We start from the raw sequence: 15,605 nt of genomic DNA on the forward strand, positions 1-15,605 counted from the left end.
CTCAAAGTAATTGGAGTTTGGAATTTAAATATTGGAATTTGAAACTAAATTATTGGAATTTAAAAAAACATGATGGAACAATATTTAAGACAATTGGTCGAAATAGAATTTCAGGATAAAAAACAGATTTTCTCCGGATTTCTTATTGATTATTCTGATGAATGGATTTTGCTTCGAAATAATCCTGTAGATTTTATTTTGGATGGTTTTGTTATTTTGAGAAATAAAAACATTGAAGCTGTTAACCGAGATCACTATTTGGCTTTTACAGAAAAAGTAATTCGGATGAAAGGATTAAAAATTAATTCGGATGATATTATCCCGATTAAAGATTTGGCTTCGATTATTAAATTTATTTCTGAAAAATATGGCATTTTTCAGATTGCAAAAAAATCATCTAAATCTGCTTATCTAGGAAAATTAATCGAATTAAATGAGGAAGAATTGACTATCGATTTTTTAGATACGCAAGGTCAGTTTGGAGGAGAATTAAGTTTTAATCCCGAAAAAATTCGAGTTATAGAATTTGATACCGATTATATTAATTCTTTGAAATTGGTTGTTCAGGAAAATGAATAATTTATAAAAACAGAAAAGCCTCTAATAAGAGGCTTTTTTTGTCATTCCGAGGAACGAGGAATCACACTAGTAATTCCGTATGCTATAATTGTCAATCTTTGTAGAGTTTCGAGTGTGATTCCTCGTTCCTCGGAATGACAAATACTTTGAGTATATTTTTTACGCTTCTGCCAATTTATTCAAAAACTCCAAACGTACACTTCCGTCTTCGTCTATTTTTGTCAAATTGATTTCTTGCAAAGTATTTACTAATTCTGGATTCCAAGGTGTTTTTACTTTTACGTAGTTTTCAGTAAACCCATGAATGTATCCTTCTTTATTTTCGCTTTCAAAAAGTACCGTTCTGTTTGTGCCTAACTGGCTTTCGTAAAAAGCACGACGTTTTTTAACTGACAAACCACGAAGCATTTTACTGCGTTTTGCTCTAACATTTGAAGGAACTACGCCTTCCATATCAACAGCTTCGGTATTATCTCTTTCAGAATACGTAAATACGTGTAAATACGAAATATCCAATTCATTTAAGAAATGATACGTTTCTAAAAAGTGTTCGTCTGTTTCTCCAGGAAAACCAACAATCACATCTACACCAATACAAGCATGTGGCATTACTTCGCGAATTTTATTGACACGGTCAATATAAACTTCACGTAAATAACGGCGTTTCATCAATTTCAAAATATCATTGCTTCCTGATTGCAACGGAATATGAAAATGCGGTACAAAAGTTCTGCTTTTAGAAACAAATTCGATCGTTTCGTTTTTCAATAAATTCGGTTCGATAGACGAAATTCTCAAACGCTCAATTCCTTCTACTTTATCTAAAGCCTGAACTAAATCTAGAAAAGTATGTTCGTGTTTTTTGTTTCCGAACTCCCCTTTTCCGTAATCACCAATATTTACACCCGTTAAAACAATTTCACGGATATTTTGAGCCGAAATTTCTTTGGCATTTTTTAAAACATTTTCTAAAGCATCACTTCTAGAAATTCCTCTTGCCAACGGAATTGTGCAATAGGTACATTTATAATCGCAACCGTCTTGAACTTTTAAGAATGCTCTGGTACGATCTCCAATAGAATAACTTCCTACATAGAAATCGGCTTCAGCAATTTCGCATGAGTGAACTTCGCCCATATCGTTTTTGCTCAAATCATGGATATAGTCCGTGATTTTGAATTTTTCTGTTGCACCCAACACCAAATCAACACCGTCTACTGCCGCTAATTCTTCAGGTTTTAATTGTGCATAACATCCAACAGCAGCAACAAAAGCTTTTTCATTCAGCTTCATTGCTTTTCTAACTACCTGCTTAAACTGCTTATCTGCATTTTCTGTTACAGAGCAAGTATTAATGACATAAATATCTGCTATTTCTTCAAAATCGACGCGGTCAAAACCTTCGTCATTAAAATTTCTGGCAATTGTAGAAGTCTCTGAAAAATTCAGTTTACAACCCAGTGTATAAAAGGCAACTTTTTTTCTGTTTTCCATAATCTGCTTAAATTAATGAAATCGTTGTCAAAAAATTTAAGGCTGCAAATTTACAAACAATATTCATCAAAAGAAAGCAATTAATCTACTTCGAATCAATAATTTGACACTAATATTAATTTAGAAACATTTGAAAGCTAATTTTTTCTATTTTTATTAAAAAAAAATGTGAGTGTGCTATTATTGAAATTTTAACACTCTGATAAGAATTAAATGACAAAATAATCGATTAAATGCAAATTTTATCGATTAAATACATTTTTTTCGGTTTTAAATTCTAAATTTCTTACATTTACCATTGTTATGAATGTAATTCAAAATTGAGCTACATTAAAGAATTTTGATAAGCTTTAATTAATTTAATAATAATTCGGGCATAACAATTTTGAATTTTACTCGTTATGTTGTTGTTTTGTGTTACAAAATGAAATGGGAAAGCCGAAAACCAAAGAGAGTAGGCAAAATTAAAATACAAATACCACGCTTTATGAAAGCATTTTTACCCACAATCTGCTTGATGTTCTTAACCGTATTTAGTTCGCAAGCGCAAACTAGTGCTCCAGCCGCAAATGCAAATCCATTTCCTACTATTAGCACATTGACGACTTGGGCAAGCTTTAACTCACAACAGCAATTTGATGTTGCTATTCGTGCAGTTGGGTTTAAGTTTGAAGTTAAAGAACCTGGTGAAGGATCTACAGCTTATACCTACATTCGTAAAGTAACAGTTAACGAAGTAAATTATACCGATAGAATTGTATACAGAATTACAAACAACAATTCTGCAAGTATCATTTCTTTAGTAACCGCTTCTACCGACTTGGTTAGTTTATACACTCCGCAATTAGCAAGCTTTAAAAACAACAACTGTAAAACAGAAATGTCCAAAGACAAAAATACGACTTGCAGCTGCTACGAAAGTGCCAATTTTGCAATCGATCTTTGCGACGAGCGTGTAAAATTAACTATGGGTGACGGAAATAAATATTTTGTTTCTGTAGCTAAAAAATAATATTTACAAATATTACTTCTTAATTAATTCCAAATCTTTACTGACTTTTAAGTATGTAAAGATTTGGAATTCGTTTTTTATTTAAATTCTGTTTGGATTCTTAAGTTCGTACCAAACTTCTAATTCTTCATCGTATTCAAAAGAATTCACAAAATGAAAGCCTAATTTCTCCAGAATTTTTCTTGAGTTTTCGTTTCCTGCATCTGCGTAAGCATAAAGCACTTCTACTTTCATTTCGTTAAAAGCATGATCAATAAAAGCTCTTCCTGCTTCGGTTGCATAACCTTTTCCCCAATGCTTTTCGATAAAACGATATCCTAGCTCATAAAAGTTTTTATGATTATTGATCTCGTCTGTAATAAATTTGATTCCAGACCAGCCAATAAATTCATTGGTTTCCTTAAGAACAACAGCCCATCTTCTTGTGCCAAGATCTTTATATTGTTTATGAACAAATTTGATATATTCAATGCTTTCGTCAATATGTTTTACAGGTCTATTTCCGACAAATAAATGCACATTTGGATTAGAATCCAATTCAAACATTCCTTCTGCATCAGAAAGTTCTAATTCTCGTAAAAGCAAACGCTCTGTTTCAATTGGATTTTTCATCTTTTATTTAATTTAAAATATATTTTTGCACCACTTCAGCAACACCATCATCATTATTTGAAGCTACGATTAAATCTGCTCGATCACGCAATTCAGGATTCACATTATCTACCCAAACTCCTAAACCTGCATATTCTATCATTGTCAAGTCATTCCCCGCGTTTCCAACGGCGATAATCTCACTTTGATGAATACCCAGCTTTTCTGCCAAAAGTTTTAAACTCGCTGCTTTATCAATGCCTTGCTGTGCCGCTTCTAAGAAAAATGGTTTAGACATCGAAACACTTAAATGTGGCATAGCCTCCATTAAATCTTTTTCCAAGGTTTTTAAATAAGCTGGATCTTGTAGCAAAATACATTTAACCGCTGGTCTGTCTACATAATCTTTAAAGCTTGAAACTTTAAGATCGGCCATTCCCGTGATTTCTTTTTCTACCTCAATATATTCAGAATCTGTTTCGCTAATGATTTGGTCGTCTAAATACGTAATGATATGCGCATTCTTTTTTACACTATAATCGTATAACGCATGAATTTGCTCTACAGTTAACTTCTGTTCAAACAAAATTAGATCATCTTTCACACGGCTGATTATTGCGCCGTTAAACGAAATCATATACGAATCGTTTTTATCTAATTCCAACTCCTTTGCATAAGCTGTCATTGCGGTAGTTGGTCTTCCAGAAGCCAAAACAACGTAAACGCCTTTTGCTTGTGCTTCTAATATTACTTTTTTATTTAAATCTGATATTCTGTGATCGTCTGTCAACAAGGTGTCATCCATGTCGAGCACTAACATTTTGTATTGCATTTTTTTTAGTTTTCAGTCGCAGTTTTCAGTCGCAGTCTCAGTAACAACTGAAAACTACGACTGAAAACTGAAAACTTTTAAAGACTCATTCTAAACTCTTCTATAACCGGATTTGCTTTTGCAAAATCTGTTTCTTGTATAAATACTTCAATTGCCAAATCTGTCTGGCCAAAACCTCCTAAACGTGCAGATTGAATATTGTCTTTTTTTACTGTTTCTACTCCAGCTTCTTCTAATCTTTCCTGCAAAGCAATTGCTAAAACTTCACTTCCAGAAAATACTTTCATTAATCCCATAACGTTTTATTTTTTTATTCTAATATTCTTTTTAATTGTTTTTGAAAATCTTCATTTTCATTTACTCCAATATGTTCTTGATTTTTCAGCGGATAAAAATAGACATTTGCTTTTAATAACTTCTTTAGCCTGACTGAATTATCAATTGGAATTAACTGATCTTTAGTTCCATGAAAAATATAAATTGGTCTTTTTATTCTTGGAAGATAAAGATTTGTTTCCAAGCTAAATTTCTTCATAAAGTCAGGAAAAAATGGCGCTCTAGAGCTAGATAATTCTAGAAAATTATAATACGGCGCTTGAAGAATCAAAGCTTTCGGTTTATTCTCTAATGCCAATTTTGTGGCAAAACCAGAACCAATTGAATATCCTGCAATAATAATTTTATCTTCAGCGTATCTCTCAGCCACTTTCTTATATACGATAGAAATATCTTTACTCAATTGCTCTTCATTCTCTATTTCGCCTTCACTTTTTCCGAAACTTCTGTAATCCAAGATAAAGATATCATAATCTAATGAGGTGTATATTTTTGCAATTTTACCCCAAGTTTCAAGTGTTCCAGCATTTCCATGCAGATAAAAAACAAGTCCTTTTGAGTTTTCAGCTTTAAACAATAATCCATTCAACACAAATCCATCAAAAGAAGAAATATTGATTTCTTCAAATTTTTGCTGATAATCAAATTTATAGTCTTTAGGCAATTTTGAACGATAGAAAACTAAATCAACCTGATTAAAATAAAAATAGGATATCATCAAAACATAAATAATCAGAAAAAAGCACAAAAGCACAATTCCCAAAAATTTAAACGTTTTTAAAATCTCCATATCTAAATTAGTTTTGAGTCGCAGTTTTCATTTTTAGTGTTTATTAAAACTGAAAACTAAATGTAACAGATAATTAATAAAAAATCCCGCTTTTCAGTTACTGAGACTGAAAACCGGGACTGAAAACTTTATTATAAATTATTCTTCTTCAATATCGTCTTCGTCTTCATCAAGCTCTTCTCCGTCTTCATCCATATCAAACAAATAAGGCTCAACCATGATTTTATCTGCCAAAATTTCAATACGCTCTGTCAGAGTTTCAGAAAAGATAATTCGTTGCACTTTGGCGATACTATTAGAAATACGTGTGATTTTTGGATCATGGCGTAATTTCAAGATCGGATCTGCATCATCCAAAATAAACATTTTTAAACGATTTACATTGTAACCCGCTGTACTAAACATGTCGTTTAATTTAGTTGGCGTACCAATTAGAACGTCGATTCCAGTAGAAACGTAGTTTTTATCATAATCCATGTCGCCTTTTTCGTTTACACCATAAATTTCCAAATTGGTGTATTTCCCATATTTCTCAAAAAGCTCAACCATCTCCAAAACTTTTGCTTTGTCTTCTACAATGATTAAAGCACGTGGCGATTCTTCGGTTTTACCAGCCAATTGCTGAATAACATTTAAAACAATCGTTGTTGTTTTTCCACTTCCTTTTGGAGAAATAATTACACAATCAGCTCCGCTTTTTATGGTTGAAAAAGTTTCCAACTGCAAAGCATTCGCTTCCGTTAAACCATTTTCAACTAGTCCGTCTTGTAATTTCTCGTTTATTTTTTTTAGTTTCATTTCTAAATTTTAGATTTATGATTTTAGAATTTAGATTCCAAATCATTATTTGCTTGCGAACATTTTCACATCTGATTCTGAGATTTCGTTTCCTCCCAAAATAATCAATCTTTCTACTACATTTCGAAGTTCACGAATATTTCCTGTCCAATCGTATTCTTGCAATAATTTTATGGCTTGCGCCGAAAATGACTTAACTGCATTTCCTTGCTCTAAAGCTATTTTTTCTGCAAAATGCGAAATCAAAGCTGGAATATCATCACGTCTTTCATTCAATGCCGGAACTTTAATTAAAATCACTGCCAAACGATGGTATAAATCTTCACGGAAACGGCCTTCTGCGATTTCTGTTTTCAGATCTTTATTCGTAGCTGCAACAACACGAACATCAACTTTAATATCTTTATCAGCACCAACTCTCGTAATCATACTTTCTTGCAAAGCACGCAAAACTTTGGCTTGCGCCGAAAGACTCATATCTCCAATTTCATCCAAGAAAATAGTTCCTTTGTCTGCTGCTTCAAACTTTCCTGCACGATCTTTCACAGCCGATGTGAAAGCACCTTTTACGTGTCCGAACAATTCGCTTTCAATCAATTCGCTTGGAATTGCCGCACAGTTTACTTCAATTAACGGAAAACTAGAACGCTCGCTTTTTTCATGTAACTGATGCGCCACTAATTCTTTTCCCGTTCCATTTGGTCCAGTAATCAAAACTCTCGCTTCTGTTTGCGCCACTTTATCAATCATCACTTTGATATGATTAATCGATTCGCTGTCGCCAATCATTTCGTAGTTTTTGCTAACTTTTTTCTTTAGGATTTTATTTTCAACTACTAATTGTTTTTTATCCAAAGCATTACGAACCGTATTCAATAAACGGTTCAAATCTGGCGGTTTCGAAATATAATCGAATGCGCCCAAACGCATGGTCTGAATCGCAGTTTCCATATCGCCATGACCTGAAATCATAACCATCGGAATCTCTGGTTTTATCTTTTTTACTTCTTCCAAAACCTCAACACCGTCCATTTTTGGCATTTTGATATCGCACAAAACCAAATCATAGTCGTTGTTTTTTATTTTTTCAAGTCCCGCAACACCATCTTCAGCTTCATCAACCTGATACGCATCATTTTCTTCTGATAAAATTTTTACCAAAACTCTTCTGATCGCTGCTTCGTCTTCAATAATTAGTATTTTACTCATTTTTTTCTAAGGTTCAAAGACGCTAAGATACTAAGGTTCTGAGTTTTTTTTTAGAAGCTAAAAAACTTAGCATCTTAGAACCTTAGTATCTTAGCATCTTTAAAATTAATATTTTAGCCACTTATACAATTCCTTCCAAGTCGGTTTTTTGCCGTACATTAAAATACCTACACGGTAAATTTTGGCAGCGAACCATACCACAAGGAAAAATGTAGCAAACAATAATGATACCGAAATTGCGATTTGCCACCACGGCACGCCAAACGGAATACGCATTAGCATTACAATTGGCGAAGTTAACGGAATCATTGAAAAGATAACCGCAACACTTCCGTGCGGATCGTTTACAACTGTAAAAAATCCGATATAGACGCTCAAAATAAGAGGCATTAAAATTGGCAGCAAAAATTGCTGAGAATCGGTTTGATTGTCAACTGCCGCTCCAATTGCTGCGTAAAATGAGCTATATAAAAAATATCCTCCAATAAAATAAATTACAAATCCGATTATGATACTTGCAATTGGCAAATTCCATAACTCAGCAATATACATTTGGGCCGATCCAGCAAATTCATGCTGCGCACTTTGCATTAATTCTGGAGAAATTCTGGCTGTCGGACACGAACATTCACGCCGAAAAATGCCGAAGCTGCAAACATCAATCCTAATCCAATTATCGCCCAAATCATAAATTGTAAAATCCCAGCCAATGATGTTCCTACAATTTTACCAATCATCAACTGAAATGGTTTTACAGATGAAATAATGATTTCGATAATTCTGTTTGTTTTTTCTTCGATTACGCTTCGCATTACCATATTCCCGTAAATGATAATAAACATCATGATCAAGTAACCAAATGCGCCTCCGATTCCGATTTTAATTTCATTTAAACCTTTCAGACTTTCTTCTCCTGAAGCTTTAACCAAATGAATATTTACATCTGACTGCGCTTTCTGGATGGCCAAAGTGTCTAGTTTTGCTTCTTCCAGATTTAGTTTTGTAATTTTATTTCCAATGATATCTTGAGTGTTTTCAACAAAAGAAATGCTCGGGCTATTATTAGAAATAAATTCAATTTTACTTTCTAAATCTTTTATATCTTTTGTTTTCGGAATAACGATTAATCCGTTGAAATTTTCTTTTGTAATGCTATCTTTTAAAGCCTTTACATCAATTTCAGATAAATTTAAATATTTGAATTCGGCTCCTTTTTTATTTTCTTTTAAAAAATCAGACGCAAAAAGTCCGGTTTCGTCATGAATTGCAATTCTTTTTGTTTCTGCTTTCATCGAACTTAAATAGCCAATAAAAACAGCAATCGCCACAAATAAAAGCGGACTCAAAAATGTCATGACAACAAAAGATTTATTGCGGACTTTGGCAATAAATTCTCTTTTTATAATCAACGAGATGATGCTCATAAATATTTTTAATTTTCAAATCTAAAATCCCAAATTCCAACTCTCGAAGTTCCAAACTTGGATTTTGGAATTTAATTATTGGAATTTAATTTTTTGTTTTCCGTTACCGTTTGGATAAAAATATCGTTTATGCTCGGAATTTTTTCTACGAAATGTGTTACTTGTCCACGTTGTGTTAAAATATTCAATAATTCGTTTGGACTTGCATTTCCAATCTGAATATTTAATTTCAAATCATCATTTAAAGATTTAAAACTAGCAGGCGAAACCGTGAACTTTTGAGTGATATCGTACATCAAACCTTCAACATTATTCGTCAAAATTCCAACTTCAAAACTATTGGTTCTAAACTGACGTTTCACATCAGCCACTTTCCCTTCGATCAATTTATTGGATTTGTGAATTAAAGCAATGTTTTCACAAAGCTCTTCTACACTTTCCATTCGGTGCGTCGAAAAAATAATAGTAGAACCTTGTTCTTTCAATGCCAGAATTTCATCTTTAATAACATTCGCATTTACAGGATCAAATCCAGAGAAAGGCTCATCTAAAATTAGCAATTTTGGTTTATGCAAAACACAAACCACAAACTGAATTTTCTGTGCCATTCCTTTAGAAAGTTCCTGAATTTTCTTGTTCCACCAGCCTTGAATTCCTAATCGGTCAAACCAATAATCCAATTGTTTCTTGGCTTCAGCCTTAGAAAGGCCTTTCATTTGAGCCAGATATAAACATTGCTCTCCCACTTTCATCGAACTATACAAACCTCTTTCTTCTGGAAGGTATCCGATAGTTTGCACATGTTTGGGTTGCAATCTTTCTCCATCCAAAATTACTTCGCCACTATCTGGCAATGTAATTTGGTTTATGATTCTGATAAGGGAAGTTTTTCCGGCTCCATTCGGACCTAAAAGTCCATATATACTGCCTTTTGGCACATTTAATGAAACTTCGTTAAGTGCTACATAATTGCCGTATTTTTTTACGACTTTATGTACTTCAAGTAAGTTACTCATGCTATTTTTAAGGATTTACTGCGTCACTTTGCCTGTTACGGTTCAGCGACTGTAAAAGTAAATAATTCGAAGCGAAATTGTGGCATATTACGCAAAAAACCCATTCTAATTTATGCTAGAATGGGTTTTTAATTTTTATAACTTTAAAAAAGTTCAGATTATGAGAACATATCTTTTACTTTTTCAAAAAACGACTTCTCTGATTTCTCTGGACTTGGAACAAAATGTTCGTCTGCTAAAGCATTTTCAAAGAATTGTTTTTGCTCTTTATTTAATGTTTTTGGAGTCCAAACATTTACGTGAACCAATAAATCTCCGCTTCCGTAACCATTTAAACTTGGAATTCCTTTTCCTTTCAATCTTAAGATTTTTCCAGACTGAATTCCTTCTTCCAATTTAATACGAACTTTTCCGTTGATTGCTTCAATATCTTTAGAAGCTCCCAAAACTGCTTCAGGAAAACTGATGTATAAATCGAAATGGATGTTTTCTCCTTCACGCTTCAAGAATTCGTGTTCAACTTCTTCAATCGCTACAATTAAATCTCCTGGAATACTGTTTCCTGGAGCATCGTTACCTTTGTTGGCAACTTTTAACTGCATACCATCAACAACTCCCGCAGGAATTTTAATTGATACTGTTTCGTCTTCTTGAACCATTCCTTGAGCATCTGCCTCAGAAGGTTTTTTATCTAAAATCTGACCAGAACCACCACAAGCAGGACAAGTAGATGCAGATTGCATTCTTCCTAAAATGGTATTGGTTACACGCATTACTTGTCCTTGACCGTTACAAGTCGTACAAGTTTTATACGTTACGCCTTTTGCTTGAACTTTACGTTTTACTTTTACTTTTTTCTCCACTCCATTTGCAATTTCTTCTAAAGTTAATTTTACTTTAATTCGAAGATTGCTTCCTTTCGCACGACGATGGCCTCCGCCTCCGCCTCCGAAACCGCCAAATCCGCCACCAAAAATATCACCAAACTGGCTGAAAATGTCATCCATATTCATACCGCCGTGGCCACCGCCAAATCCGCCAGAGCCATCAAATGCTTGATGACCATATTGATCGTATTTCGCTTTTTTCTGTGGATCACTTAAAACTTCATAAGCTTCTGCCGCCAATTTGAAGTTTTCTTCTGCCTCTTTGTCGCCTGGATTTTTATCAGGGTGGTATTTAAGCGCACTTTTTCGGTATGCTTTTTTTATTTCGGCAGCATCAGCATTTTTTGAAATGCCTAGTATTTCGTAAAAATCTTTTTTCATAATTAGATTAAGTTCCAAATCTTAAAAATTCCAAAATCCAAAAATGCATTTGAAATTCTTATTGCATTTTTAGTTTCCTACAACAACTTTAGGGTAACGAATAATTTTGTCTCCTAATTTGTATCCTTTTTCAATAACATCAACAATTTTCCCTTTTAATTTATCAGACGGCGCTGGAATTTGGGTAATTGCTTCAGCAATATCAGCATTGAAAGCATCTCCTGCTTGAATTTCAACTTGCTCTAAACCTTTAGAAACTAAAGTATTTCTCAGTTTTTCGTGAATCAACTCAACACCTTTTTTCAAATTCTCATCCTCAGACTTGTTGATCTCTACTGCCGCTCTGTCAAAATCATCTAAAACCGGAAGCATTGCCAATAAAACCTCTTGATTTGCTGTTTTAAATAAATCAAGACGCTCTTTTGAAGTTCTTTTTTTGTAATTTTCAAATTCAGCAAATAATCTCAAAAACTTATCTTTTTCGTGAGCCAAGTCTTTAGCTAATTGCTCCTCAACACTTAATTCTTCAACAATTAACTGTTCTCCGTTGGCATTGTTCTCTAACGTTACATCGTCTAATTCCTGATCGAATTCTGTATTTTCCGTAGTCATATTACTTTTATTTTTAAAAATATTCTTAAACTTCATTTTATTTCTTTCTGTTGGATTGCAAAAGTACTGCCAAATCTTATAAAATGTCAAATTGTCACTTTATTAATTATGAGACCTTTAAAAAAAGTATCTGCTCAGAAAAAATTTATTATAATTTTAAGACTATTACGTTTTAGTTTATATTATCTTTGAGACCAATAAACATAAATTATTACCGCCAAAAATTGAATTTAAGGGTTGGCTTCGGCCTCTAAATAATTATTAATTCAAGTTTACCTTATATTAAAAAAAGCTTCGCCTATAGAGACGAAGCTTTTTTTATGTTTAAGCTTTACATGACAAAGTTGTCATTTATTGTTTTTGCACGGGCGGAGGGATTCGAACCCCCATCAACGGTTTTGGAGACCGCTATTCTACCCTTGAACTACGCCCGTAACTTAAGGTTGGCAAATTAAAAGTTTTTTTTCTTCTCTGGCAACTATTTCAGGAAGAGATTTCAAAAGAAAACCCTTTAAATCTGCGGAATCTAAAGCAAAAACTTTTGTTCCAGATAGTTAACTTGACAAAGCTTTTTTTTAATGCTTCGAAATTTATTTGCTTTTTAGAAAGAAAAACTATTTCATGCAGATTTTAAAAAAGATTTAGGCCGATTTCTACAGATTTTTTAAACAAAAAAATAAAATAAATCTCCTCTAATCTGAAAAATCTGCGTGAAACAAAATTTTATTAGGCCTGTAAAGCATTTTTTAATCCGTCGTAATCTACAGAAACCTGCTCTCCTGACACTAAATTTTTAAGCGTATAAGAATTTGAAGCAATTTCCTGATCTCCAACCAATACTGCAAACGGAATTAAACGTTTGTCTGCATATTGAAATTGTTTTCCAACTTTTACACTATCAGGATATAATTCTACTTTTATATTTTCCTGTCTCAATTTCTGAATCGCTTTTGAAGCGTAAAGCGCTTCTTTATCTCCAAAATTCAAGAACATTGCTTTTGAAGTAGTTGCAACAGTTTCTGGGAATAATTGCAATTTTTCTAAAACTAAGTATATTCTATCTAACCCAAAAGAGATTCCGACACCACTCATATTTTGCAAACCAAAAATACCAGTTAAATCGTCATATCTTCCGCCTCCACCGATAGACCCCATAGCAACTGTTTTTGGCGCTGCAACTTCAAAAATAGCTCCGGTATAGTAATTTAAACCACGTGCTAATGTTACATCCAAATCTAAAGTTGCTGTTGACAAACCTAAATCGGCAACATTGTCACATATAAACTTTAATTCTTCAACACCTTTCATTCCTTCTTCAGAAGAAGACAATAAGTCCGAAAGTTGCGCAATTTTGTCTGCAAAAGTTCCTGAGAAACTAAAAAGCGGCTGTACTTTTACCAAAGCCTCTTCAGAAATTCCTTTTTCAATCATTTCTTTTTTAACGCCGTCTTCTCCAATTTTATCCAATTTATCAAGAGCAACTGTAAAATCAATCAATTTATCTGAAGCGCCAATTACCTCAGCAATTCCCGATAAAATTTTTCGGTTGTTGATTTTAATTGTAACGCCTTCTAAACCTAAAGAAGTAAAAACAGTATCGTACAATTGAACCAATTCTACTTCCTGCCAAAGTGATTTTGAACCAACAACATCAGCATCACATTGATAAAACTCTCTATAACGCCCATTTTGCGGATTATCAGCTCTCCAAACTGGTTGAATTTGATACCTTTTAAAAGGAAATACTATTTCACTTTGGTGCTGCACTACATATCTCGCAAATGGAACAGTCAAATCATAACGCAATGCTTTCTCAGAAATCTTTCCTGTGAATTTATTTAATTCGATTCTTTGCTCTAAGCTTATTTTTTCAGCAGAATTCACAAGTAATTCTTCAATTGATTGTGGCAGTTCAATTTTATTTTTATCATAAAAGAAATTACCAGAATTCAATATTTTAAATATCAGACGATCTCCTTCTTCTCCATATTTCCCCATCAAAGTATCCGAATTTTCAAACGAAGGCGTTTCTATAGGCTGAAAACCAAATTTTTCAAAATTACTTTTTATGGTTTGCATAATATATTCGCGTTTTGACACCTCGGCTGGTGAAAAATCTCTTGTCCCTTTTGGCACACTTGGTTTTGAAGCCATCTTCTTTTCTTTTAGATTATTGATTTTAGATTTTAGATTTCTTTTGAAACTTAAATTCAAAAAATCTTTAAAATTAATTTATTTCTATTTTTTTTGATTGCTGGCACTTTAGACTTTCGACTTTATAACTTTCCAACTTTCGACTTAATTTAAGTCTGCAAATATCTTACTTTTTAAAATAAATAATAACACTTCGAAAACAAACTTGTAACAAAAACCGTATTTTCGTGACAAATTGGTCATGATGCTAAAATTATTTAAAGAAAATATCCGAATTGCATTTGGTTCTATCAAAACACAATTGCTGCGAACTATTCTTACTGTATTAATTATTGCCATCGGTATTACCGCTTTGGTTGGAATCCTTACTGTAGTTTCTGCTTTAGAAAACACTATTTCCAGCGATTTTGCTTCTATGGGAGCCAATACTTTTAACATCAATCAATACGAAAATAAAGTTCGAAACCGTGGCGGAAACGAACGCGAAATCATCAATCCTATTATTTCCTATCCAGAAGCTGTGGCTTTCAAAAGCAAATACAAATACCCATTTACAGAAACCTCTCTATCTTTTACCGCAACTTCAACTGCTGAAGTAAAATACTTGAGCGAAAAAACAGATCCAGAAATTACAATTGTAGGCGTAGACGAACATTTTATTACCAATTCTGGGCTAGAAACTAGTTTAGGAAGAAGTTTTAACCAATTTGATATTGAAAATAATACTTACTCTTGTATTGTTGGTTCTGATTTTGAAAAAGGGCTCTTGAAAGACGTTAATCCAATTGATAAAATCATTTCTATTCGAGGCGCAAGATTTAAAGTAATTGGTGTTTTAAAAGAGAAAGGTTCTACGTTTGGCAACAGTCAGGATTTAAGAGTTCTAATTCCAATTCAAGTTGCGAGATCTTTATTTACTGCACCAAATATCAACTATACCATTAGTGTGATGGTTTCTAAAAAAGAAGTTTTAGACGAAGCCATAGATAACGCTACAAGTACCATGCGAAGAGTTCGTAAATTAAGTCCGGTTCGTGACAATAATTTTGGCATAGTTCGAAGCGATGATTTGATTAATCGCATACTAAGCATTACTCAATATCTAGGATTGGCAGCGTGGACTATTTCTGTAATTACCATTTTAGGATCGTCTATTGCTTTAATGAATATTATGATTGTTTCAGTAACAGAACGCACACGCGAAATTGGTGTTCGTAAAGCATTAGGAGCAAAAAGATCAACAGTTGCTTTTCAGTTTTTTATTGAAACTTTATTAATCGGACAAATTGGTGGTTTAGTTGGAATCTTTCTTGGAATTCTTCTGGGTTTCGGAATAGCCACCGCTATGAGTTTTTCTTTTGTGATTCCGTGGATGGCCATTTTTGCGGCTTTTGCTACTAGCTTTATGGTTGCTATAGTTTCCGGCTTATATCCGGCCATTAAAGCATCGAAATTAGATCCTATTGAAGCGTTGCGTTACGAATAGTTTT

14 protein-coding genes, 1 tRNA gene and 1 pseudogene are annotated in these 15,605 nt (G+C 33.3%); 3 read left to right on the forward strand and 13 right to left on the reverse strand.

Features of this window, described 5'->3' with window-relative positions:
• Window positions 1–72 precede the first annotated feature (72 nt).
• A complete protein-coding gene (locus ACPWTF_RS07300) occupies window positions 73–579 on the forward strand; it encodes a hypothetical protein (protein ID WP_427875741.1) in 507 nt (168 codons plus the stop codon).
• A gap of 159 nt (window positions 580–738) precedes the next feature.
• Here ACPWTF_RS07300 and mtaB read toward each other — a convergent pair whose 3' ends face one another.
• Entirely contained in the window at window positions 739–2,073 is a 1,335-nt protein-coding gene (mtaB, locus tag ACPWTF_RS07305; protein ID WP_095931104.1) for a tRNA (N(6)-L-threonylcarbamoyladenosine(37)-C(2))-methylthiotransferase MtaB, read from the reverse strand.
• A gap of 487 nt (window positions 2,074–2,560) precedes the next feature.
• Between mtaB and ACPWTF_RS07310 the strand changes: the two genes are divergently transcribed.
• The gene (locus ACPWTF_RS07310; protein WP_202006353.1) at window positions 2,561–3,085 is read left to right on the forward strand and encodes a hypothetical protein; all 525 of its coding nucleotides are present in this window, start codon (window positions 2,561–2,563) and stop codon (window positions 3,083–3,085) included.
• A gap of 81 nt (window positions 3,086–3,166) precedes the next feature.
• On the opposite strand, the gene ACPWTF_RS07315 is transcribed toward ACPWTF_RS07310, so the two are convergent.
• The 12 genes and pseudogenes from ACPWTF_RS07315 to hisS all read right to left on the reverse strand — a co-directional run bounded on the left by ACPWTF_RS07315 (window position 3,167) and on the right by hisS (window position 14,115).
• The gene (locus tag ACPWTF_RS07315; RefSeq protein WP_427874991.1) at window positions 3,167–3,697 is read right to left on the reverse strand and encodes a GNAT family N-acetyltransferase; all 531 of its coding nucleotides are present in this window, start codon (window positions 3,695–3,697) and stop codon (window positions 3,167–3,169) included.
• Between the two features lie 7 nt (window positions 3,698–3,704).
• Entirely contained in the window at window positions 3,705–4,508 is an 804-nt protein-coding gene (locus tag ACPWTF_RS07320; protein ID WP_427874992.1) for a Cof-type HAD-IIB family hydrolase, read from the reverse strand.
• Between the two features lie 77 nt (window positions 4,509–4,585).
• The gene (locus ACPWTF_RS07325; protein WP_095931831.1) at window positions 4,586–4,804 is read right to left on the reverse strand and encodes a putative signal transducing protein; all 219 of its coding nucleotides are present in this window, start codon (window positions 4,802–4,804) and stop codon (window positions 4,586–4,588) included.
• 14 nt (window positions 4,805–4,818) lie between these two features.
• Complete coding sequence (locus ACPWTF_RS07330; RefSeq protein WP_427874993.1) at window positions 4,819–5,634, reverse strand: alpha/beta hydrolase; 816 nt, start codon at window positions 5,632–5,634, stop codon at window positions 4,819–4,821.
• A gap of 138 nt (window positions 5,635–5,772) precedes the next feature.
• Window positions 5,773–6,432: a DEAD/DEAH box helicase gene (locus ACPWTF_RS07335; RefSeq protein ID WP_320492383.1), complete on the reverse strand. Its 660-nt coding sequence runs from the start codon at window positions 6,430–6,432 to the stop codon at window positions 5,773–5,775.
• 45 nt (window positions 6,433–6,477) lie between these two features.
• A complete protein-coding gene (locus tag ACPWTF_RS07340; RefSeq protein ID WP_250837145.1) occupies window positions 6,478–7,641 on the reverse strand; it encodes a sigma-54-dependent transcriptional regulator in 1,164 nt (387 codons plus the stop codon).
• Window positions 7,642–7,746: 105 nt separating this feature from the next.
• Window positions 7,747–9,065, reverse strand: a pseudogene (locus ACPWTF_RS07345) (ABC transporter permease).
• A gap of 71 nt (window positions 9,066–9,136) precedes the next feature.
• Window positions 9,137–10,081 (reverse strand): ABC transporter ATP-binding protein, encoded by a 945-nt coding sequence (locus ACPWTF_RS07350; protein ID WP_427874994.1) that lies wholly within the window; start codon window positions 10,079–10,081, stop codon window positions 9,137–9,139.
• Window positions 10,082–10,239: 158 nt separating this feature from the next.
• Window positions 10,240–11,349 carry a molecular chaperone DnaJ gene (gene dnaJ, locus ACPWTF_RS07355; RefSeq protein ID WP_427874995.1) on the reverse strand — a complete coding sequence of 370 codons (1,110 nt, stop codon included), beginning with the start codon at window positions 11,347–11,349 and terminating at the stop codon, window positions 10,240–10,242.
• A 69-nt stretch (window positions 11,350–11,418) separates the two neighbouring features.
• A complete protein-coding gene (locus ACPWTF_RS07360) occupies window positions 11,419–11,997 on the reverse strand; it encodes a nucleotide exchange factor GrpE (protein WP_250837149.1) in 579 nt (192 codons plus the stop codon).
• A 327-nt stretch (window positions 11,998–12,324) separates the two neighbouring features.
• A tRNA-Trp gene (locus ACPWTF_RS07365) sits at window positions 12,325–12,395 on the reverse strand.
• Window positions 12,396–12,687: 292 nt separating this feature from the next.
• Window positions 12,688–14,115 (reverse strand): histidine--tRNA ligase, encoded by a 1,428-nt coding sequence (gene hisS, locus ACPWTF_RS07370; RefSeq protein WP_427874996.1) that lies wholly within the window; start codon window positions 14,113–14,115, stop codon window positions 12,688–12,690.
• Between the two features lie 241 nt (window positions 14,116–14,356).
• Between hisS and ACPWTF_RS07375 the strand changes: the two genes are divergently transcribed.
• Window positions 14,357–15,601 carry an ABC transporter permease gene (locus ACPWTF_RS07375; RefSeq protein ID WP_427874997.1) on the forward strand — a complete coding sequence of 415 codons (1,245 nt, stop codon included), beginning with the start codon at window positions 14,357–14,359 and terminating at the stop codon, window positions 15,599–15,601.
• Window positions 15,602–15,605: the final 4 nt, after the last annotated feature.

The sequence above is a fragment of the Flavobacterium sp. MMS24-S5 genome (assembly GCF_050320125.1).
Classification (GTDB): domain Bacteria; phylum Bacteroidota; class Bacteroidia; order Flavobacteriales; family Flavobacteriaceae; genus Flavobacterium; species Flavobacterium tyrosinilyticum.

Coding starts and splice junctions, on each gene's coding strand:
- ACPWTF_RS07320 (WP_427874992.1), bottom strand. CDS start 4,508: ATGCAATACAAAATGTTAGTGCTCGACATGGATGACACCTTGTTGACA.
- hisS (WP_427874996.1), bottom strand. CDS start 14,115: ATGGCTTCAAAACCAAGTGTGCCAAAAGGGACAAGAGATTTTTCACCA.
- mtaB (WP_095931104.1), bottom strand. CDS start 2,073: ATGGAAAACAGAAAAAAAGTTGCCTTTTATACACTGGGTTGTAAACTG.
- ACPWTF_RS07335 (WP_320492383.1), bottom strand. CDS start 6,432: ATGAAACTAAAAAAAATAAACGAGAAATTACAAGACGGACTAGTTGAA.
- ACPWTF_RS07300 (WP_427875741.1), top strand. CDS start 73: ATGGAACAATATTTAAGACAATTGGTCGAAATAGAATTTCAGGATAAA.
- ACPWTF_RS07340 (WP_250837145.1), bottom strand. CDS start 7,641: ATGAGTAAAATACTAATTATTGAAGACGAAGCAGCGATCAGAAGAGTT.
- ACPWTF_RS07315 (WP_427874991.1), bottom strand. CDS start 3,697: ATGAAAAATCCAATTGAAACAGAGCGTTTGCTTTTACGAGAATTAGAA.
- ACPWTF_RS07325 (WP_095931831.1), bottom strand. CDS start 4,804: ATGGGATTAATGAAAGTATTTTCTGGAAGTGAAGTTTTAGCAATTGCT.
- ACPWTF_RS07330 (WP_427874993.1), bottom strand. CDS start 5,634: ATGGAGATTTTAAAAACGTTTAAATTTTTGGGAATTGTGCTTTTGTGC.
- ACPWTF_RS07350 (WP_427874994.1), bottom strand. CDS start 10,081: ATGAGTAACTTACTTGAAGTACATAAAGTCGTAAAAAAATACGGCAAT.
- ACPWTF_RS07310 (WP_202006353.1), top strand. CDS start 2,561: ATGAAAGCATTTTTACCCACAATCTGCTTGATGTTCTTAACCGTATTT.
- ACPWTF_RS07375 (WP_427874997.1), top strand. CDS start 14,357: ATGATGCTAAAATTATTTAAAGAAAATATCCGAATTGCATTTGGTTCT.
- dnaJ (WP_427874995.1), bottom strand. CDS start 11,349: ATGAAAAAAGATTTTTACGAAATACTAGGCATTTCAAAAAATGCTGAT.
- ACPWTF_RS07360 (WP_250837149.1), bottom strand. CDS start 11,997: ATGAAGTTTAAGAATATTTTTAAAAATAAAAGTAATATGACTACGGAA.